General features: G+C 70.1%; 17 protein-coding genes. 7 read left to right on the top strand and 10 right to left on the bottom strand.

Annotated elements, in window-relative coordinates:
* Both ACQKIP_RS06725 and ACQKIP_RS06720 read right to left on the bottom strand, forming a co-directional pair.
* The coding region (locus ACQKIP_RS06725; RefSeq protein WP_427742363.1) for an amino acid ABC transporter permease at window positions 1-733 on the bottom strand (733 nt) is incomplete at its 3' end.
* Window positions 734-762: 29 nt separating this feature from the next.
* The gene (locus ACQKIP_RS06720; protein WP_365860584.1) at window positions 763-1,725 is read right to left on the bottom strand and encodes an ABC transporter substrate-binding protein; all 963 of its coding nucleotides are present in this window, start codon (window positions 1,723-1,725) and stop codon (window positions 763-765) included.
* Window positions 1,726-2,288: 563 nt separating this feature from the next.
* Between ACQKIP_RS06720 and ACQKIP_RS06715 the strand changes: the two genes are divergently transcribed.
* The 4 genes from ACQKIP_RS06715 to ACQKIP_RS06700 all read left to right on the top strand — a co-directional run bounded on the left by ACQKIP_RS06715 (window position 2,289) and on the right by ACQKIP_RS06700 (window position 5,525).
* Entirely contained in the window at window positions 2,289-3,503 is a 1,215-nt protein-coding gene (locus ACQKIP_RS06715; protein WP_365860586.1) for an NAD(P)-dependent malic enzyme, read from the top strand.
* Window positions 3,504-3,694: 191 nt separating this feature from the next.
* A complete protein-coding gene (locus ACQKIP_RS06710; protein ID WP_365860587.1) occupies window positions 3,695-4,657 on the top strand; it encodes a zinc-binding dehydrogenase in 963 nt (320 codons plus the stop codon).
* A gap of 74 nt (window positions 4,658-4,731) precedes the next feature.
* The gene (locus tag ACQKIP_RS06705) at window positions 4,732-4,941 is read left to right on the top strand and encodes a helix-turn-helix domain-containing protein (RefSeq protein WP_361833496.1); all 210 of its coding nucleotides are present in this window, start codon (window positions 4,732-4,734) and stop codon (window positions 4,939-4,941) included.
* On the top strand, window positions 4,941-5,525 hold the full coding sequence (locus ACQKIP_RS06700) for a Clp protease N-terminal domain-containing protein (RefSeq protein WP_365860588.1): 585 nt from the start codon (window positions 4,941-4,943) through the stop codon (window positions 5,523-5,525). The genes ACQKIP_RS06705 and ACQKIP_RS06700 overlap by 1 nt, the downstream gene beginning before the upstream one ends.
* A gap of 151 nt (window positions 5,526-5,676) precedes the next feature.
* Here the strand turns inward: ACQKIP_RS06700 and ACQKIP_RS06695 are convergent, their stop codons facing one another.
* Both ACQKIP_RS06695 and ACQKIP_RS06690 read right to left on the bottom strand, forming a co-directional pair.
* Window positions 5,677-6,789 (bottom strand): PadR family transcriptional regulator, encoded by a 1,113-nt coding sequence (locus ACQKIP_RS06695; RefSeq protein ID WP_365860589.1) that lies wholly within the window; start codon window positions 6,787-6,789, stop codon window positions 5,677-5,679.
* Between the two features lies 1 nt (window position 6,790).
* Window positions 6,791-7,693 (bottom strand): DUF4097 family beta strand repeat-containing protein, encoded by a 903-nt coding sequence (locus ACQKIP_RS06690; RefSeq protein ID WP_365860590.1) that lies wholly within the window; start codon window positions 7,691-7,693, stop codon window positions 6,791-6,793.
* A gap of 148 nt (window positions 7,694-7,841) precedes the next feature.
* On the opposite strand from ACQKIP_RS06690, the gene ACQKIP_RS06685 reads away from it, so the two are divergent.
* Window positions 7,842-8,687 (top strand): hypothetical protein, encoded by an 846-nt coding sequence (locus ACQKIP_RS06685; RefSeq protein WP_365860591.1) that lies wholly within the window; start codon window positions 7,842-7,844, stop codon window positions 8,685-8,687.
* 74 nt (window positions 8,688-8,761) lie between these two features.
* On the opposite strand, the gene ACQKIP_RS06680 is transcribed toward ACQKIP_RS06685, so the two are convergent.
* The 5 genes from ACQKIP_RS06680 to ACQKIP_RS06660 form a co-directional block, all read right to left on the bottom strand.
* Window positions 8,762-8,944, bottom strand: coding sequence for a DUF6104 family protein (locus ACQKIP_RS06680; protein WP_003961784.1), 183 nt, complete (start codon window positions 8,942-8,944; stop codon window positions 8,762-8,764).
* A gap of 138 nt (window positions 8,945-9,082) precedes the next feature.
* Window positions 9,083-12,895, bottom strand: a complete 3,813-nt coding sequence (locus ACQKIP_RS06675) for a multifunctional oxoglutarate decarboxylase/oxoglutarate dehydrogenase thiamine pyrophosphate-binding subunit/dihydrolipoyllysine-residue succinyltransferase subunit (RefSeq protein WP_365860592.1) — start codon at window positions 12,893-12,895, stop codon at window positions 9,083-9,085.
* Between the two features lie 259 nt (window positions 12,896-13,154).
* Window positions 13,155-14,240 (bottom strand): HAMP domain-containing sensor histidine kinase, encoded by a 1,086-nt coding sequence (locus ACQKIP_RS06670; protein WP_365860593.1) that lies wholly within the window; start codon window positions 14,238-14,240, stop codon window positions 13,155-13,157.
* Between the two features lie 13 nt (window positions 14,241-14,253).
* Entirely contained in the window at window positions 14,254-14,994 is a 741-nt protein-coding gene (locus ACQKIP_RS06665) for a response regulator transcription factor (RefSeq protein ID WP_190081978.1), read from the bottom strand.
* Between the two features lie 65 nt (window positions 14,995-15,059).
* On the bottom strand, window positions 15,060-15,764 hold the full coding sequence (locus ACQKIP_RS06660; protein WP_365860594.1) for a spermidine synthase: 705 nt from the start codon (window positions 15,762-15,764) through the stop codon (window positions 15,060-15,062).
* 179 nt (window positions 15,765-15,943) lie between these two features.
* On the opposite strand from ACQKIP_RS06660, the gene ACQKIP_RS06655 reads away from it, so the two are divergent.
* Both ACQKIP_RS06655 and lon read left to right on the top strand, forming a co-directional pair.
* Window positions 15,944-16,741, top strand: coding sequence for a rhomboid-like protein (locus ACQKIP_RS06655; RefSeq protein ID WP_365860595.1), 798 nt, complete (start codon window positions 15,944-15,946; stop codon window positions 16,739-16,741).
* A 93-nt stretch (window positions 16,742-16,834) separates the two neighbouring features.
* On the top strand, window positions 16,835-19,249 hold the full coding sequence (gene lon, locus ACQKIP_RS06650; RefSeq protein WP_365860596.1) for an endopeptidase La: 2,415 nt from the start codon (window positions 16,835-16,837) through the stop codon (window positions 19,247-19,249).
* Window positions 19,250-19,330: 81 nt separating this feature from the next.
* Here the strand turns inward: lon and ACQKIP_RS06645 are convergent, their stop codons facing one another.
* On the bottom strand, window positions 19,331-20,173 hold the full coding sequence (locus tag ACQKIP_RS06645; protein WP_365860597.1) for a lysozyme: 843 nt from the start codon (window positions 20,171-20,173) through the stop codon (window positions 19,331-19,333).
* Window positions 20,174-20,181 lie beyond the last annotated feature (8 nt).

Raw genomic sequence — 20,181 nt, 5'->3', positions numbered from 1 at the left:
GGTCCTGGGCGTACCGCAGGAGTTCGTAGTACTGGACCGCGGCGACCAGCGAGGTCGTCTTCAGCATGTTGATGACTTCGTTGCCCGTCGGCGGCACGACCACGCGCATCGCCTGCGGGAGCACGATCCGGCGCAGCGTCTTGCCGTGGCTCATGCCCAGGGCGTGCGACGCCTCGGTCTGGCCCTCGTCGACCGAGAGCAGACCGGCGCGGCAGATCTCCGCCATGTACGCGGCCTCGTTGAGACCCAGGCCCAGCAGCGCCGTCAGGAACGGCGTCATGAAGTCCGACCACTCGTCCTTGTAGACGGGGCCGAGGTTCACGTAGTCGAAGACGAAGCCGAGGTTGAACCAGACGAAGAGCTGGACCAGGACCGGCGTACCGCGGAAGAACCAGATGTAGAACCAGGCGATCGACGAGGTCACCGGGTTCCGGGACATCCGCATCACGGAGAGCAGGACACCGCCGACCACGCCGATGAGCATCGACAGGGCGGTCAGGATCAGGGTCTCGCGCACGCCCCGCAGGATGCGGTCGTCGAAGAAGTTGTCAGGAATCGCGTTCCAGTTGATGTCGCCCTGGGAGAACGCGTAGACGATCGCGGCGAGCGCCGCGATGGCGGCGAGCGCGGCGACATACCGTCCGTAGTGCCGGACGGGGATGGCCTTGATGGCCTCGGGGCGGGAGGACGGTGGTGTGTCCTCCGGGCCCTTCTTGGAGATGTCGGTAGTCACAGGAGTGGCCTTTCAGCGCCGGGTCGCGGTCACTTGCCGCCGTTGATCTTGGCCGCCTTGACCGCGCCGTCCTCGACGCCCCACTTCGCGATGATCTTGTCGTACTCGCCGTTCTTGATGATGGCGTCGAGTGCGGCCTTGATCGCGTCGCGCAGCTCCGGGTTCTTCTTGGAGATCGCGATGCCGTACGGAGCGGCCTCGACCTGCTCGCCGACCAGCTCGAAGTCCTTGCCGCCGCCCGAGGTCTTCACCGCGTACGCGGCGACCGGGAAGTCCGAGGAGCCCGCGTCCGCCCCGCCGGAGCGCAGTCGGGTCTGGGCCTGCTGGTCGTTGTCGAAGGACTCGATGGCGATCTTCTTGCCGCCCTTGCACTTCTTCGACTCGGCCTTGGCCAGGTCGTGCGAGACGGTGCCGCGCTGGACGACGATCTTCTTGCCGCAGAGGTCGGCCCAGGTCTTGATGCCCTGGTCGTCGCCCTTCTTGGTGTAGATCGAGACGCCCGCCGTGAAGTAGTCGACGAAGTCGACGCCGGTGCCGATCTTCTTGCCGGTCTCCTCGTCGACGCCTTCCTGGCGGTTCTTGGTGTCGGTCATGGCCGACATCGCGAGGTCGTAGCGCTTGGAGCGCAGGCCGCCGAGCAGGGTGTCGAAGGTGCCGTTGTCGAACTGGAACTCCACGCCGAGCTGCTTGCCGAGGGCGTCGCCGAGGTCGGGGTCGATGCCGACGGTCTTGCCCGACTTGTCCTTGAACTCGACGGGCGGGTACGCGATGTCCGAACCGACCTTGATGACGCCGGCGTCCTGGATTTCCTTGGGCAGCTTGTCGGCGAGCGGTGCGTCGCTCACCTTGCCGCTGCCCTCGTCCTTGCTCTTGGTCTGGTCACCGCAGCCGGTGAGCAGCAGCGCGCCGGCGACCGCGATCGCGCCGACCGTGGCCATCCGGGACTTCGCGGACTTACCGGCGGTGGTACGACGGATGAAGCTTGCGGTCATGAGGGTCCTCCGGCGGATGAGGGAGTTGCCGAGCGGTCGTGCACACACCTTCGGGTGTCGCGACCTCGTGTGATGACGGCATCTTGCCATTCGGACCGTCCGATTCTGGGTGCCGGTGATGTCAAAATCGGATAACGGGTGATCCCCGAACCCAGACAGGCCGGGACAACAGGGCTGTAACGGCGGGGAACGAAGTACCGCTATTTGAGATCTTCCGTGAATCTCGGGTCAATCTCGCGATGTGGACCGGCCGTGGCCGTACTTCGGAAAATTCGGGCATGGGCCCGTCGTCCGTTCTTGCGCGGCCCACCGCTCCGTAATTGTGGGACCACTACAAGGACCTGGAGCACCAGAGGTAACCAATCCCACTCGCCCGTGCCCGCTGCCGTCAGGTAGAAAGGTGCGTTACACCCCTCATCCGGGGCCCGGAGCGCGTGTGCGGCGCGCTCGCGCGTCTGTACCTCCCCCCGCCGACAGGCGGGGCACAGACGCGGTGCCCGCCCACTTCTCAACCAGGAGTGGACACCCTCAACTGATGATTTAAGAATTAAGGGGTCAGACAAGTGGCAGCGGAGATCGTCAATCCTCGCAGCGACAGCAATACGGGTCACGAGGGCGGAGAAGAGCCCTTCGATCCGGCGTTCGCGCTGCACCGCGGCGGCAAGATGGCCGTCCAGGCCACCGTGCCGGTGCGGGACAAGGACGACCTGTCCCTGGCGTACACGCCCGGCGTCGCGAAAGTGTGCACCGCGATCGCCGAGCAGCCGGAGCTGGTGAACGACTACACATGGAAGTCGAACGTCGTGGCCGTCGTCACCGACGGTACGGCCGTGCTCGGTCTCGGTGACATCGGCGCCGAGGCCTCCCTCCCCGTGATGGAGGGCAAGGCCATTCTGTTCAAGCAGTTCGGCGGCGTGGACGCGGTTCCGATCGCGCTCGCGACGACGGACGCGGACGAGATCGTCGAGACCGTCGTGCGGCTCGCGCCGTCCTTCGGCGGCGTGAACCTCGAGGACATCTCGGCCCCGCGCTGCTTCGAGATCGAGCGCAAGCTCCAGGAGCGGCTCGACATTCCCGTCTTCCACGACGACCAGCACGGCACGGCGGTCGTGACGCTGGCGGCGCTGCGGAACGCGGCCCGGCTGACCGGGCGCACGCTCGGCGAGCTGCGTGCCGTGATCTCCGGTGCGGGTGCGGCCGGTGTCGCCATCGCCAAGTTCCTGCTCGAAGCGGGCCTCGGCGATGTGGCGGTCGCGGACCGCAAGGGCGTCGTGAGCCGGGACCGGGACGACCTCACCCCGGTCAAGCGTGAGCTCGCGGAGATCACCAACAAGGCGGGGCTCAGCGGTTCGCTGGAGAGCGCCCTCGCGGGTGCGGACGTGTTCATCGGCGTCTCGGGCGGCACCGTCCCCGAGCCCGCGGTCGCCTCCATGGCGCCGAACTCGTTCGTGTTCGCCATGGCCAACCCGAACCCCGAGGTGCACCCGGACATCGCCCACAAGTACGCGGCGGTCGTCGCGACGGGGCGTTCGGACTACCCGAACCAGATCAACAACGTGCTCGCGTTCCCCGGCATCTTCGCCGGTGCGCTCCAGGTGCGGGCCTCGCGCATCACCGAGACGATGAAGATCGCCGCGGCCGAGGCGCTGGCCGGTGTGGTGGGCGAGGAGCTCTCCGCCGACTACGTGATCCCCTCGCCGTTCGACGAGCGGGTCGCCCCGGCCGTGACGGCTGCCGTGGCCGCGGCTGCCCGTGCGGAGGGCGTCGCCCGCCGCTGAGCGATGCGCTCGGTGCGTTCGGCCATGTGACCGCGCCCCCGTCTCGTACGCACGTGTTGTGTACGGGGCGGGGGCGCGGCGCGTGTGCCGGGGCGCCCCCGCGGCGGGCGCGGGGTGCTGGGGGCGGGCGCGGCGCGTGTCACATTCGTGCGTGGTTACGTACGGGTAGGCCCGCGGCCTATCGTCGCCTCATGTTCGCCGCCTACGCCGCCCGCATCGACCGTGACCAGCCGCTCAGTGGCCTTGAGTTGGGGGAGCGTCCCGCCCCCGAAGCCAGGACCGGCTGGTCGACCGTGAAGGTCCGGGCCGCCTCCCTCAACCATCACGACCTGTGGTCCCTGCGCGGGGTCGGCCTCCCGGAGGGGAGGCTGCCGATGATCCTCGGCTGTGACGCCGCGGGGATCGACGAGGACGGCAACGAGGTCGTCCTGCACTCCGTCATCGGCCAGACCGGGTACGGGGTCGACGTCGGCGAGGGCCGCTCGATCCTCACCGAGAAGTACCAGGGGACGTTCGCCGAGCAGGTCTCCGTGCCCACGTGGAACCTGCTGCCGAAGCCCAAGGAGCTGTCGTTCGCCGAGGCGGCCTGTCTGCCGACCGCCTGGCTGACGGCGTACCGCATGCTCTTCACCAACGCCGGTGTACGCCCCGGGGATTCGGTCCTCGTCCAGGGCGCCGGAGGCGGGGTCGCGACGGCCGCGATCGTGCTCGGCAAGGCGGCAGGGCTCCGGGTCTTCGCCACGAGCCGCGACGAGGCCAAGCGCAAGCGGGCCCTGGAGCTGGGCGCGGTGGAGGCCGTCGAGTCCGGCGCGCGGCTGCCGCAGCGTGTGGACGCCGTCATCGAGACGGTGGGAGCGGCGACGTGGTCGCACTCCGTCAAGTCCCTCAAGCCGGGCGGCACGCTGGTGATCTCGGGCGCGACCAGCGGGGACCGTCCCTCGCACGCGGAGCTGACGCGGGTCTTCTTCCTGGAGCTGAAGATCGTCGGCTCGACGATGGGGTCCAAGGACGAGCTGGAGGACCTGCTCTCCTTCTGCGCCGCCACGGGTGTCCGTCCCGTCATCGACGAGGTGCTGCCGCTCGATCGGGCGCGCGAGGGCTTCGAGCGTCTGGAGTCGGGCGACCTGTTCGGAAAGATCGTGCTGGAGGCCTGACGCGGCCGCGGACGTCACTTCTTCTGTGTCAACTATGGTTGACGCACTCTCTCTGTCAACGTAAGTTGACATGCATGACCGAAGCTACGGATCTCGCCGAGCGTGCGGGTGACCGTGATCCACGAGTGGGACTGCGGGCCGTCTCCGCGCTGCGGAGGCTGGTGGAGCAGTTGGAGGCCGTGCAGGTGCGCAGTGCGCGCCGGCAGGGCTGGTCGTGGCAGGGGATCGCCGCGGAGCTCGGAGTGAGCAGGCAGGCCGTGCACAAGAAGTACGGGAGGCAGTGATGTTCGAGCGGTTCACGAAGGACGCCCGCGCCGTGGTCAAGGGCGCGGTGGAGCATGCCGAGGGCGAGGGCGCGGAGTCCGTCGACGACGGGCACATGCTGCTCGCCCTGCTCGACCGCGAGGCGAGCCGGGCGTCCTTCGCCCTGGCCTCGCTCGGGGCCACACGCCGCCGGGACTCGATCGAGGGCGCCCTGGGCGAGGCGCGTCGCCGCGGAGGCCTGTCGCAGGCCGACACGCAGGCTCTGGCCGAACTCGGCATCGACGTCTCCGAGATCGTCTCCCGCGTCGAGGAGACCCATGGCGTGGGCGCGTTGGCGGGCGGGCGCACGGGCGGAGGCAGGGGCGGGCGCTCCGGCCGCGGCTGGTCCGGGCACCGGCCCTTCACCCGCGAGGCCAAGGACACCCTGGCGCGGTCCCTGCGCATCGCCACCGCCCGCCGGGACCGGCACATCGGCGACGAGCACATCCTGTTCGCCCTGACCGCCCGCCCCGGCCCTGTCGGCGAGGTCCTCGCGGATCACGGCGTGACGCACGAGTCGGTGGAGAGGGTGCTGTACGGCGGGGGCGCCGCCGGGCGGGTGTGACGGGGGTGCTCCCGCCGGGCGGGTGTGGCGGAGGTGCTCCCGCCGGGTGAGTGTGACGGGGCTGTTCCCTCCGGGCGGGTGTGACGGGGCTGCCCCCCGCCGGGCGCGCGCCCTATGCGCCCGGCGACGCCCCTCCTGCGGGCCGCAGGAGTCAGCTCTTCGGTGTGTGTAGGGTCGCCGCGATGTGGGCCGCCGCCGACGACAAGTGACGGCGGGACTCGCGGAGTTGTTCCTCCGTCACCCCGTGGTCGCGGGCCGCGTCGCGGATGTCGTCGCGGAAGCGGTCCAGGAGGCGGTCCAGATCGCGTGCCGGATCGCCGGTGGAGTCCTCCTCGGCCCACTGGGGGACATACTCCGCGGGGACCTCGCCCTCGCGGGCACCCGTGAACTTGGGCTCCTGCGTGCCGGACCCCGAGCCCTTGCGGCCGAAGTCCTTGCCCCCGGAGCCCCCGGCACCTGCGGAGCTCCCGGCGCCCCCGGCGCCCGCGTTCTTCCCGAACTCCGTGAACTCCTTGGCCAGTTCCGTCAGCCCCTCGCGGACCCCCGTCGGCCAGTCGCCCCGGGCGAAGTGGTCCTGGACCTGGTCCTGGACGCGCCGCGCGATGCGCTGCACCTCTTCCTGCGCCTGGGCATGCGCGGTCGCCTGCGCGTCCCTGGCCTGGCGGCGGGCGCGCTGCGCGTCCTCGCGGGCCCTGCGGGTCTCGTCCTTCGCGCGCCGCGCCTGCTCCTTCCACTCCTGCTTGGCGCGCTTGAACTCCTCCTTGGCCTGGCGCCAGCCCTCCTTGTCGCCCCAGGAGCCGTCGAAGAAGTCGGCGGGGTCGGGGAAGGGCCTGCCGGCGCCGGCGCCGCTCTTGCCCTCGGCCGTGCCGCCGGACGCGCGCGCCTCCTTGGCCGCCTCCCGCATCTCGCGGCGGAGCTCACCTGCCGCGCCCCGCACACCGTCCCTGATCTCGGCGGCGAGTTCGGCCACGGAATCGCGGATCTCCAGCTCCAGATCGGCCAGTTCACCGCTGCGGTCGGCCAGTTCGGCGCGGCCCGCGTCCGTGATGGCGTACACCTTCCGGCCGCCCTCCGTGGTGTGCGTGACCAGGCCCTCGGCCTCCAGCTTCGCCAGGCGCGGGTAGACCGTGCCCGCCGAGGGGGCGTAGAGCCCCTGGAAGCGCTCTTCCAGGAGGCGGATCACCTCATAGCCGTGGCGCGGAGCCTCGTCCAGGAGCTTGAGCAGGTACAGGCGCAGTCGGCCGTGGGCGAACACGGGGGCCATCTCAGAGCACCTTCTTGTCGGTCGGGGCGGCGTCTTCGGTCGGGGGAGTGTCCTCGGGCGAGGCGGCCGGTGGGGCCTCCTCGAAGGGATCCTCCTCCGTCGGCGGCCTGCGCAGCAGCGCGATGGACCCCGAGACGGTCGTCGCCCTGAGTTTCCCGCTGCCCGAGCCCAGGCGGCCGGTGATCTTCTTCGCCCCCCACTGGCCGCTGACCCGCAGATCCTCGAACGCGTTGGACACCGCGCCGCTCGCGGTGTTCGCCTCCACGTCCGCGTCCGTCGGATGGGGCAGCCGGATGGCGATCTCGCCCGAGACGCTCGTCAGGCCGATGTCGGTCGGAGCGCCCGCCGGATCGAGGTCCACGATCATCGAGCCGCTGACCGATTCGGCCCGGACGGAGGAGCCCGCGCCCTCGAAGACGGTCAGGTCCCCGGAGACGGAGTGGAACCGCAGGTCGCCGGTGATGCCCTGGGCTTCGAGGCTGCCCGCGACGGTCTCGGCGCGGACCGGCCCCGAGAGCCCCACGAGGGTCGTGTCGCCGGTGACGCCCTTGACCTCCGTGCGCCCCTCGATGCCGGAGACCACGGCGCCCGCCCCGACCACGCCCACCTCCACACGGGTGCCCGCGGGGACGGCCAGGGAGATCACCGCGCTGCGGCGCCAGCCCTTGCGGTCGAGCCACTTCAGGAAGCCCTTCCAGGGCAGGTCGTCATAGGCGACGGACAGGGTGCCGTCCGACTGGGTGACCGTCAGCGGCGGCCCGTCCATCTCGGAGACCTCCAGCCGGGCGGAAACTTCGTCGGTGCCCACGACGTTCACCGTTCCGTTGACCATGCGCACCTGGAGCGTGGACACAGGGGCGTCGAACGTGAGCTTCTGGGGCTCGGCGACGGACCACTCTGGCATCGGACCTACCTCCTCCGGCGGGCTGCGGCACGGCACGAGCAACGCGCCATATCGCGTCTCTGATACACACGATATATCGCGGTCACGGAAAGTCAAGACACCCTTGCTTCTCTGCGCCGAATGCGGTGATTTGACCTAGCGTGGGGCCATGTCTCTGTCGTCGTCCGAACCCGTCGATCACGCCGCCGGCGCGCTGCTGCTCTGCCGGGCCGCCCCCGACGTGGTCGAGCCCGTCGCCCGCCTGATGCGCGAACGGATGCTGCTCGCCCCGGCGGGCCAGGGCTGGAGCGTGCTCGTGCCCGAGGGCAAGCCCTGGGTGCACGGCGACGAACCGGTGGACCGCGTGCTCACCGGATGGGCCACAGCGCTGGCCGTCGGGTCGACCTGGCCGATGCTCGCGCTGTGGTGGGACGCGGACCGCGCGGGCTGCACCCTCGCGGCGGGCTTCCGGCGCACCGTCGAATACGTATGGCTGGCGAACGGCACGCCCGTCGGTGAGGACGAGGCGCTGCGCACCTTCGCCGCACGTCTCGGCCTCGACCCCGTCCTGGACGTGCAGTCCCTGGAGCAGCTGGGCCGCCCCGACACGGAGGCCGACGCAAGGGCCCGGCTCCTGGGCCTGCTCGCCGTCCTCGCGCGGGCAGGAGTGGCGCTGCCCGCCGGAGTGGGGCCGGGCGAGCCCGCTGACCGGCTGCGCGCGGTGGCACGGGTGGCGCCGGGCGTACGGGAGGTCGAATGGTCGGGCTGGCGGGACGCGGTACGGGCAGAGCTCGACGTGGTCGAGCAGGGCCCCCTCGGGCCGTGGCTGCGGGGCCCGCGGGCTCGCGCACTGGCCGTGGCGCAGATGGCCGCAGGGCTCCCGATGGCGGCATGGGCATGGCGCCGCCGCAGCGGCGGCTGGGCCGCGACGGCGGCACTCCTGCTGGTACACGGCTCACTGGGGCTCGCGTACGACAGGGTACGAGCGGCTGACGGCGGCTTCGGCAGGGTCTGAACCGCCCGGCGATTCAGACCCCGGAGACGTCGACTCGCTCCACGCGCGCGTGGAGGGGCACTTCGACGCGTCCCCTACTCGTCCTCGTCCTCGTCGTCCAGGCGGGCCAGCCAGGTCGCCAGGCGTTCGACCGGGACCTCGAAGTCGGGGTTGAGGTCCACGAAAGTGCGGAGTTGTTCGGCGAGCCACTCGAAGGTGACTTCCTCCTCGCCGCGCCGCTTCTCCAGCTCCTCGATGCCACGGTCGGTGAAGTACAAGACAGGCTCCGCACAGGGGACGTAGGACGGGACGAACGATGTGTTCGGTACGTCCAGGATAAGCCGGTACGACGGAGGGCCCGGCCCCGGGTGACTAGCACCAGGAGCCGGGCCCGCCGACGTGCGAACCGCTCAGGCTTACGCCTCGAAGACCTCGCGCAGCAGCGCTTCCTGCTCCTGCTCGTGGCGCTTCTTCGAGCCGACCGCCGGGGACGAGCCGTGCGGCCGCGAGATGCGGCGCAGGCGCTCGCCGTGCGGGATGTCCGCGCCGACCGCCAGGTCCAGGTGGTCGATGAGGTTGAGGGCGATGAAGGGCCATGCGCCCTGGTTCGCCGGCTCCTCCTGCGCCCACAGGTACTTCTCGGCGTTCGGGTACTTGGCGATCTCGGCCTGGAGCTCGGCACCCGGCAGCGGGTACAGGCGCTCGATGCGGATGATCGCGGTGTCCGTGACCTCGCGCTTCTTCCGGTCGGCCTCGAGGTCGTAGTACAGCTTGCCGGAGCAGAAGACGACCTTGCGGACCGCCGACGCCTCGACCGAGTCGTCGCCGATGACCGGGCGGAAGCCGCCCGTCGTGAACTCCTCCGTCTTCGAGGCCGCCGCCTTGAGGCGCAGCATCGACTTCGGGGTGAAGACCACCAGCGGCTTGTGGTGCGGGTTGTGCACCTGCCACCGCAGGAGGTGGAAGTAGTTCGACGGCAGGGTCGGCATCGCGACCGTCATGTTGTTCTGCGCGCACAGCTGGAGGAAGCGCTCGATGCGGGCGGACGAGTGGTCCGGGCCCTGGCCCTCGTAGCCGTGCGGAAGCAGCAGCGTGACGCCGGAGTGCTGGTTCCACTTCTGCTCGGCGGCCGAGATGTACTCGTCCACCACCGTCTGCGCGCCGTTGACGAAGTCACCGAACTGCGCTTCCCACATCACGAGGGACTCGGGACGGGCCAGGGAGTAGCCGTACTCGAAGCCCATGACCGCGTACTCGGATAGGAGCGAGTCGTAGACGTTGTAGCGGGCCTGGTCCTCGGAGAGGTACAGGAGCGGCGTGAAGTCCTCGCCCGTCTCGCGGTCGATGAGGACCGCGTGACGCTGACCGAACGTGCCACGGCGCGAGTCCTGGCCCGAGAGCCGGACCGGCGTGCCTTCGAGGAGCAGCGAACCGATGGCGAGGGTCTCGCCCATGCCCCAGTCGATCGTGTCTTCCTCGACCATCGACGCGCGACGCTGCAACTGCGGCAGCAGACGCGGGTGGACGGTGACCCGGTCGGGGATGTTGACCTGGGACTCGGCGATCCGCTTGACGACTTCCTGGGTGATCGACGTGTCGACGTTCACCGGGAACTCGGCCTCGGGGGCCGGGACCTCGGCCTCGGCGGGCTGCGAGATGGCCTCGCGGACCTCAGTGAAGACCTTCTCCAGCTGACCCTGGAAGTCCTGGAGGGCCTGCTCGGCCTCTTCCAGGGTGATGTCGCCGCGACCGATGAGGGACTCGGTGTAGAGCTTGCGCACCGAGCGCTTCTTGTCGATCAGGTCGTACATCAGCGGCTGCGTGAACGCCGGGTTGTCCGACTCGTTGTGACCGCGGCGGCGGTAGCAGATGAGGTCGATCACGACGTCCTTGTTGAACGCCTGACGGAACTCGAACGCGAGCCGCGCGATGCGGACGACGGCCTCGGGGTCGTCGCCGTTCACGTGGAAGATCGGCGCCTCGATCATGCGGGCCACGTCGGTGGCGTACATGGAGGAGCGCGACGACTCCGGGGCGGCGGTGAAGCCGACCTGGTTGTTGATGACGATGTGGACCGTGCCGCCGGTGCGGTAGCCCCGCAGCTGCGACATGTTCAGCGTCTCGGCGACCACACCCTGGCCCGCGAAGGCCGCGTCACCGTGCAGGGCGACGGGCAGGACCGTGAAGTCCGTGCCGCCCTTGTTGATGATGTCCTGCTTGGCGCGGGTGATGCCCTCGATGACCGGGTCGACCGTCTCCAGGTGGGACGGGTTCGCGGCGAGCGAGACCTTGATCTGCTCGCCGTCCAGGCCGGTGAAGGTGCCCTCGGCGCCCAGGTGGTACTTCACGTCGCCGGAGCCGTGCATGGACTTGGGGTCCATGTTGCCCTCGAACTCGCGGAAGATCTGGGCGTACGACTTGCCGACGATGTTCGCGAGGACGTTCAGGCGGCCGCGGTGGGCCATGCCGATGACGACCTCGTCCAGGCGCGACTCGGCGGCGCTGTCGATGACGGCGTCGAGCAGCGGGATGACGGACTCGCCGCCCTCCAGGGAGAAGCGCTTCTGCCCGACGTACTTCGTCTGGAGGAACGTCTCGAAGGCCTCGGCGGCGTTCAGCCTGCGCAGGATGCGCAGCTGCTCCTCGCGCTCGGGCTTCGTGGCGTGCGTGCGCTCGATGCGGTCCTGGAGCCACTTGCGCTGCTTCGGGTCCTGGATGTGCATGAACTCGATGCCGGTGGTGCGGCAGTACGAGTCGCGCAGGACGCCGAGGACGTCGCGCAGCTTCATCATCGACTTGCCGGCGAAGCCGCCGACCGCGAACTCGCGCTCCAGGTCCCACAGGGTGAGGCCGTGCTCGGTGATGTCCAGGTCGGGGTGCTTGCGCTGCTTGTACTCCAGCGGGTCCGTGTCGGCCATGACGTGGCCGCGGACGCGGTAGGAGTGGATCAGCTCGAAGACGCGGGCGGCCTTCGTGACGTCGTCGTCGTGCGAGGCGTCGATGTCCTTGAGCCAGCGGACCGGCTCGTAGGGAATGCGCAGCGCCTTGAAGATCTCGTCGTAGAACTCGGACTCGCCGAGCAGGAGGTTCGCGACGATCCGCAGGAACTCGCCGGAGGCGGCGCCCTGGATGACCCGGTGGTCGTAGGTCGACGTGAGCGTCATGACCTTCGAGATGCCGAGCTTGTTCAGGGTGTCCTGGGAGGTGCCCTGGAACTCCGCGGGGTAGTCCATCGAGCCGACGCCCATGATGACCGACTGCCCGGGCATCAGGCGGGGGACCGAGTGGACGGTGCCGAGGCCGCCGGGGTTGGTCAGCGAGACCGTCACGCCCGTGAAGTCGTCCATGCCGAGCTTGCCGTCGCGTGCGCGGCGGACGATGTCCTCGTAGGCCTGCCAGAACTCGAAGAAGTTCAGCGTCTCGGCCTTCTTGATGCCCGCGACGACCAGCTGGCGGTCGCCGTTGGGCTTCACGAGGTCGATGGCGAGGCCGAAGTTGACGTGCTCCGGCTTGACCAGCGTCGGCTTGCCGTCCTTCTGCACGAAGGAGTAGTTCATCGACGGCATGGCCTTGATGGCCTGCACCATCGCGTACCCGATGAGGTGCGTGAAGGAGATCTTCCCGCCGCGGGCGCGCTTGAGGTGGTTGTTGATGACGATGCGGTTGTCGAAGAGCAGCTTCACCGGGACCGCGCGGACCGACGTGGCCGTCGGGACCTCCACGGAGGCGTTCATGTTCTTCGCGACCGCGGCGGCGGGGCCGCGCAGCGTCACGTACTCGGGTCCTGCCGGGGCCGCCTCAGCAGGCGCCGCGGGCTCCGCCTTTGCGGCGGGCTTCGCGACTGCGGGCTTTGCGGCGGGGGCCGGTGCGGCTGCCGCGGGCTTCGCAGCAGGGGCTGCGGGCGCGGCGGGCGCGGCGGACTTCGCGGGGGCCGCCGGAGCGGCCGCGGGTGCGGCGGGAGCTGCGGGGGACGTGGTGGCCGCAGCCCCCGCGGCTGCGTCACCCGCCGGCTTGGCCGGGGCCGCGGCGGGCGACGCGCCCGCTGCTCCCGGCTTGTAGTCGGCGAAGAAGTCCCACCAGGCTCGGTCGACCGAATTCGGGTCCTGGAGGTACTGCTGATAGATCTCGTCGACGAGCCACTCATTGGGACCGAAGGCAGCAGCAGGGTCCTTGCCCTGACCGTCTTGGTCGGTCGAGATGCTCGAGCTACTGGGGGACTGTGACGACACGGCGGTAACCGCCCTCTTCCGCTTCACAAGGTGATGGACAGCGGGAATTAAGGCTACGCCTCCATTGCCGCCAGGTGCAGACCGGCCCCGTCATCCGTCGTGTAAGTCACATCGGACGGAAGGTTTCGGCGGCGGAAATGGCGGGAAACAAGCGAGGTTCTGCAACGCCAGATGGCCGCGCGGGCCCTGCCCTGCGCGGCGGCTTCACCCGAGCGCGCTTCCGATGCGCCCGCGAATCGCTTCCGTTTCGAACCCTACGTCAACCTCGTACGTCGGGCAGGCCCGGAAGAGTGACCTGGATGCGGCAGCCGCGAGGGGATTCGGCCACGCCGATGTGTCCGCCGTGCAGATCGACCGCCCAGCGCGCGATGGCGAGCCCGAGCCCGGTTCCGCCGTCGCTGCCGGGTCCCTGCGGGGGGCTGTTGGTGTGGCTGCCGCGGTTGAAGCGCTCGAAGACCCGGTGCCACTCCGACTGCGGGATGCCGGGCCCCTCGTCGAGGACCTCCAGGTCCAGGGACTCGGGGTAGAGGCCGCGCCGGGCGCGCACGGTGACGCGGCCGTGCGGCGGGCTGTGCTTGACCGCGTTGTCGATGAGGTTGGCCACGACCTGGTGGAGGCGCTCGGCGTCCGCGTGCGCGGTCAGCTCGGGCGGCGTGACGTCCAGGTGCAGGTGCACGTCCGTGCGGGTGTGGCTGCCGGAGCCCGACGCGATGCCCGCGCGGGCGGAGGAGACCATGTTGGCCTCCTTCAGGACGCCCGACAGATAGGGCCACACCTCGAAGCGGCGGGCCTTCAGCGGTACGACGCCGTTGTCCAGGCGGGAGAGGTCGAGCAGGGTCTCCACGAGCCGCCCCAGGCGCTCCGTCTGCTTCAGGGCCGTGCGCATGGTCTCCGGGTCGGCTGCGGAGACTCCGTCGACGACGTTCTCCAGGACGGCGCGCAGGCCCGCGATGGGGGTGCGCAGCTCGTGCGAGACGTTGGCGACCAGTTCCTTGCGCTGCTGGTCCTGGGCCTCCAGGTCGTCCGCCATGCGGTTGATCGTGGTGGCCACGTCGCCCAGCTCGTCGCGCCGGTCGGCGCCGCGCACCCGGCGCGTGTAGTCGCCGTGCGAGACGGCGCGCGCGACGGAGTTCATCTCGTCGAGCGGCGCGGTGAGGCTGTGCGCCACGAACTGCGTGATCAGCAGTGTGGCGATCACCGAGAAGACCGTGATGAACCGCAGCTCGGTCTGCGTCTTCATGGCCACCATCAGCAGACCGGTGGTGATGAAGACCGAGACGACGACCAGCATGCCGAGTTTGGTCTTGATGGAGAACGGCCGCAGGCCGCCGAAGGGACCACTCATCGGACGGCCCGCCTCACGGGGTGGGGGTCTCCAGGGCGTACCCGACGCCGTGCACCGTACGGATCCGCTCGGCGCCGATCTTCCGGCGCAGTGCCTTGATGTGGCTGTCGACGGTCCGGGTGCCCGACGCGTCCGCCCAGTCCCACACCTCGGCGAGCAGCTGCTCGCGGGAGAGGACCGCGCGCGGCGTATTGGCCAGGCAGACCAGCAGGTCGAACTCGGTGGGCGTCAGGTGCACGTCCTCGCTGCGGACTCTGACGCGCCGCTGGGCGTGGTCGATCTCCAGCTCGCCGAGCCGCAGGATCCCGCTGCGCGGCGTGGTCGCGGCGAGCGCGGCCCGCTCGACCCGGCGCAGCAGGACGTGCACGCGGGCCGCGAGCTCCCGCATGGAGAACGGCTTGGTCATGTAGTCGTCGGCGCCGACGCCGAGCCCGACCAGCATGTCCGTCTCGTCGTCGCGGGCCGTCAGCATGAGGACGGGAACCGGACGCTGGGCCTGTACCCGACGGCACACTTCGAGCCCGTCGAAGCCCGGCAGCATGATGTCCAGGATCAGCAGATCGGGCTGCCAAGCCTGCGCGGTGTCGACCGCCGAAGGACCGTCCATCGCCGTTTGCACTACGAAACCCTCGGCGCGTAGCCGGGCGGCGATGGCGTCGACGATCGTCGGGTCGTCCTCGACCACCAGAACCCGGCGCTGGGCGCCTGGCATCGCCGCCGTCGCACCGTTGTGGGAGGTGTGTGTCTGCTCCATCGCCCGCCCCTGACACTGATCGCTTGTGTTCGGTCAGCAGAGTACGGGTCGCGAAGGCACCTCGGCTACGCAGCCCTTACGCCGAGATGGACCACGTCCGGTACGCCTCGGGCAACGGCGATCTCTTCCGTCCGTACCGCCTGGAATCCGGCATTCCGTAGAGCGTCGTCGAAAGCGGACGAGGGCTGGGCGGACCATACGGCGAGCACTCCGCCGGGGTTGAGGCGGACCTGACAGGCCGCCAGACCGGCTGGAGAGTAGAGGGAGTTGTTGTCCTCCGTGACCGTCCAGTCCGGGCCGTTGTCGATGTCCAGACAGAGCGCGTCGTACGTCTGCGTGGTGCCGCAGGCGGAGCCGGTGCCGGACAGATGCGCCAGAAGGTCTGTGTGCAGGATCTCCGTACGGGGATCGGCGAGCGCGGGGCCGGAGAGGCCAGAGAGCGGGGCATCGGCGCCCGCGCGGTGCCAGTCGATGATGGCCTGCTCCCGCTCCACCACGGCGATACGGCCCCAGCGCGGGTCGGCGGCCGCGTGGGCCAGCGAGAAGCCGACCCCGAGGCCGCCGATGAGCAGCGCGGGCTCCGGGCGGCCGTCCAGGGCGTCGTACGCCGCGTCGACGAGCAGCCGCTCCGAGCGGCCGTCCGAGGTGTCCATGAGGAAACAGCCGTTGGCGATGATCTGCAGAAGCGCACCGTGGCGCCGCAGCACGACTTCGCCGTACGGCCCCTCGCGCCGGTCGATGACGACGGGGGCGGTGGTCTGGGTCTGCATGGTCGACAGCGTATGGGTGCGGGGCCAAGGGGCGGGGAAGACTCGGGATACGCGCTCCGCGACCCCGGACGCACCTGTGACCTGTGAGGTTGATGTGATTCGCGTCTCACGTGGCTCCGGTCATAGACAGCGCCCGAAAAGTCGGCCGAGGGTGGAGTGGACAGAAGGAGCACCTCAGCGTGAACCGGAGTGCGTCGGCTGCCCCCGCGGCACCCGAGGAGACCGCCCCGCCCGGCCTCGACGGCATCCCGCGCCAGCGGGAGCCCGGAGAGCCGGCCGCCCCTGACGCTGCTCATGCCGGGGAGCGTGCGGCGACCGGCCGGGCCGCCTCCGGTCCCGGCCGTCTGAGCCGGCTGCGCCCCTGGCTCCTGCTGCCGACTCCCGTGGGCACGCCCTTCACGTTCGGCTATGCCGCGATCCTCGCCCTGACCTCACTCTTGGCGCAGTACGCGGACCCGGCGCTGATCTCGGCCCTGCACCGGCACTCCAGCACGGACGTGGCGCACCTGACGCAGGAGCCGTTCCTCGTCCTGGTGGCCAGCGCGCTGTGGATCGCGGGCGGCATCGCGTCGCCGTACGCGATCGGCTTCCTGCTGGTCCTCACGGCCCTTGAGCGCCGCATCGGCCCGCTGCGCACGGCCGGCGTCTTCCTGCTCGGCCACATCGTGGCCACCCTCGCGACCGAGGTCCCCGTCGGCCTCTCGGTGCTCGCGGGGCATCTGCCCGACAGCTCCCTGCACCGCCTCGACTACGGGATCAGCTTCGGTGTCGCGGCGAGCGTCGGCGCCCTCGCCGGGCTTTTCAGGCCGTGGCTGCGGTGGCTGGTCCTCGCGGGCTTCGGCGGCATGCTGATCGACGACCTGATCGCCTTCACCGACCCGATGACGAACTGGGGCCATCTCCTCGCCCTGTCGATCGGTGTCGCCACCTGGCCGCTGCTGCGGCGGCGTCCGCACGCGTCCGGCCCGCGGATTTAAGCGATCGCTCAGAGCGAACATCCCTCGGGGAACATTCATGGACTCACGAGCATTGAGTCCACATAGCTCAACTTGAATGCCGAAGGGGAGATCATGGCTTCTGAGTCCACAGCGTCCACACCACTCACGCTGCCCGTGCTGCCGCTCGACGACGAGGTTGTCCTGCCCGGCATGGTGGTTCCGTTCGACCTGTCCGACGCCGATGTGCGTGCCGCCGTGGAGGCAGCCCAGGCGGACGCACGCTCCCGTGGGGGCAGCAAACCGCAGGTCCTTCTTGTTCCGCGCATCGACGGCACGTACGCCGCGACCGGCGTCCTCGGCACCGTCGAGCAGGTCGGGCGCCTCTCCGACGGAGACCCCGGCGCCCTCATCCGCGGCCGTTCCCGGGTGCGCATCGGCGCCGGGACGACCGGCCCCGGTGCCGCGCTCTGGGTGGAAGGGACCAAGGTCGACGAGACCGTGCCCGACCCCCTGCCCGGTGCGGTCACCGAGCTGGTCAAGGAGTACAAGGCCCTCGCCACCAGCTGGCTGAAGAAGCGCGGCGCCTGGCAGGTCGTCGACCGCGTCACGCAGATCGACGACGTCTCCGCCCTTGCCGACAATTCCGGTTACTCGCCCTTCCTCTCCACCGAGCAGAAGATCCAGCTCCTGGAGACCGACGACCCGGCCGCCCGCCTGAAGCTCGCCACCGAGCAGCTGCGCGAGCACCTCGCCGAGCAGGACGTCGCCGAGTCCATCGCCAAGGACGTCCAGGAAGGCGTCGACAAGCAGCAGCGCGAGTTCCTGCTGCGCCGCCAGCTGGATGCCGTGCGCAAGGAACTGCGCGAGATCAACGGCGAGCAGGACGGCGAGGAGTCCGACGACTACCGCACCCGTGTCGAGGCCGCAGACCTCCCCGAGAACGTCCGCGAGGCCGCCCTCAAGGAAGTCGACAAGCTGGAGCGCTCCAGCGACCAGTCGCCCGAGGGCTCCTGGATCAGGACCTGGCTGGACACCGTCCTCGAACTGCCCTGGAACGAACGGACCGAGGACGAGTACGACATCAAGGGCGCCCAGAACGTCCTCGACGCCGAGCACGCCGGCCTTCAGGACGTGAAGGAGCGCATCACCGAGTACCTCGCGGTGCGCAAGCGGCGCGCCGACCGAGGCCTCGGCGTCGTCGGCGGCCGTCGCGGCGGCGCAGTGCTCGCCCTGGTGGGCCCGCCCGGCGTCGGCAAGACGAGCCTCGGCGAGTCCGTCGCGCACGCCATGGGCCGCAAGTTCGTGCGGGTCGCGCTCGGCGGCGTACGCGACGAGGCGGAGATCCGCGGACACCGTCGTACGTACGTGGGGGCGCTGCCCGGACGCATCGTGCGGGCCATCAAGGAGGCCGGGTCCATGAACCCGGTGGTGCTCCTGGACGAGATCGACAAGGTGGGCTCCGACTTCCGCGGCGACCCGGCCGCGGCCCTGCTCGAAGTCCTCGACCCGGCACAGAACCACACCTTCCGCGACCACTACCTGGAGGTCGAGCTCGACCTGAGCGACGTGGTCTTCCTGGCCACGGCGAACGTCCTGGAATCCATCCCCGAGGCACTGCTCGACCGCATGGAGCTGGTGCGCCTGGACGGATACACCGAGGACGAGAAGGTCGTCATCGCCCGCGACCACCTGCTCCCGCGCCAGCTGGAGCGGGCGGGTCTGGAGACGGACGAGGTGACCCTGGACGAGAGCGCGCTGCGCAAACTCGCGGGGGAGTACACCCGGGAAGCGGGCGTACGGAACCTGGAGCGGTCCGTGGCACGGCTGCTGCGCAAGGTCGCGGCCAAGCACGAACTGGGCGAGCAGGAGCTGCCGTACACCGTCGGCGAGGACGATCTGCGCGGTCTCATCGGGCGCCCGCACCACGTGCCCGAGTCGGCGCAGGACCCGGCCGAGCGGCGCACGGCGGTGCCGGGCGTGGCCACCGGGCTCGCGGTCACCGGCGCGGGAGGCGACGTCCTCTTCGTGGAGGCGTCGCTCGCCGACCCGGAGACCGGCGCTTCGGGCCTGACCCTCACCGGTCAGCTCGGCGACGTGATGAAGGAGTCCGCGCAGATCGCGCTGAGCTTCCTGCGCTCGCACGGCGCCGAACTGGAGCTTCCGGTGGGCGACCTGAAGGAGCGGGGGGTCCACGTCCACTTCCCGGCGGGCGCGGTCCCCAAGGACGGGCCGAGTGCGGGCGTCACGCTGACGACCGCCCTCGCGTCGCTGCTCAGCGGCCGTCTGGTCCGTACGGACGTGGCCATGACCGGTGAGGTCTCGCTGACCGGGCGGGTCCTGCCGATCGGCGGCGTCAAGCAGAAGCTGCTCGCCGCGCACCGCGCCGGGATCACCACGGTGATCATCCCGAAGCGGAACGAGGCCGATCTGGACGACGTCCCGGCGGAGATCCTGGAGAAGCTGGACGTGCACCCGGTGACGGATGTCCGCCAGGTGCTCGACCTGGCGCTGACCGAGGCCGAGGTGAGGATTCCGGCCGCCGCGTGACGGAGGCGGCCGGTGCGTGAGGGCCCGGGACCCCGGGAGGGGTTCCGGGCCCTCGTGCGCTGAGGGGCGCCGTGGGGGTGCTCAGCCGTTGGCGAGCGCCTGGACCCGGTCGAGCGCGCCGTTGAACTTGTTGTGGTCCCCGACCGTCGGGCCGGTGGAGGTGTACTGCCACATCGTCTGGAAGCCCCAGCCCGCGGGCAGCTCGCCCGGAGAGGTGTTGTAGCGGGCGATCCAGAGCGGGTTGCTGGCGCCGAAGCCGCCGTAGTTGCCGGTGCACTGCTTCCACCAGCTGGTGGCCGTGTAGATCACCGCGTCGCGTCCGGTGCGCGCCTTGTACTGGTTCAGGAAGTCACGGATCCAGGTGACCATCGCGGACTGGGACTTGCCGAAGCAGGCCGCCCCGTACGGATTCCACTCGATGTCGAGCGCGCCGGGCAGCGTCCTGCCGTCGCGGGACCAGCCGCCGCCGTTGTCCACGAAGTAGTTGGCCTGTGTGGCGCCGCCCGTCGTGTCGGGCGTCGCGAAATGGTAGGCGCCGCGGATCATGCCCACGTTGTACGAACCGTTGTACTGCTGGGCGAAGTAGGGGTTCTTGTAGTACGTGCCCTCGGTGGCCTTCACGTAGGACCACTTCACGCCGCTGTTCCAGAGCGTCGACCAGGCGACGTTGCCCTGGTGGCTGCTGACGTCGACGCCTTCGGTCTGTACGGCGTCACCGCCGGGCGGCAGACTGCCCTGCCCGTCGTGTTCGATGACGCCCTGGCCCATGCGGGCCGTGCCGCGGGCCGGTACGTCGTCGCCGCCGGCGGCCTGCGCGGCACCCGGCAGCGTGAACAGGAGGGAGAGGGCGGAGAGGACTGAGAGCAGGACTGCGGCCGCTGACCAGCGGGAGCGGCGGGGCGTTCCGGGTCTGTGCACGGGCATGAGCGTGC

The sequence above is a fragment of the Streptomyces sp. NPDC059900 genome (assembly GCF_050270335.1).
Classification (GTDB): Bacteria; Actinomycetota; Actinomycetes; order Streptomycetales; family Streptomycetaceae; genus Streptomyces.
This window is presented reverse-complemented; position numbering and strand designations above follow the sequence as displayed.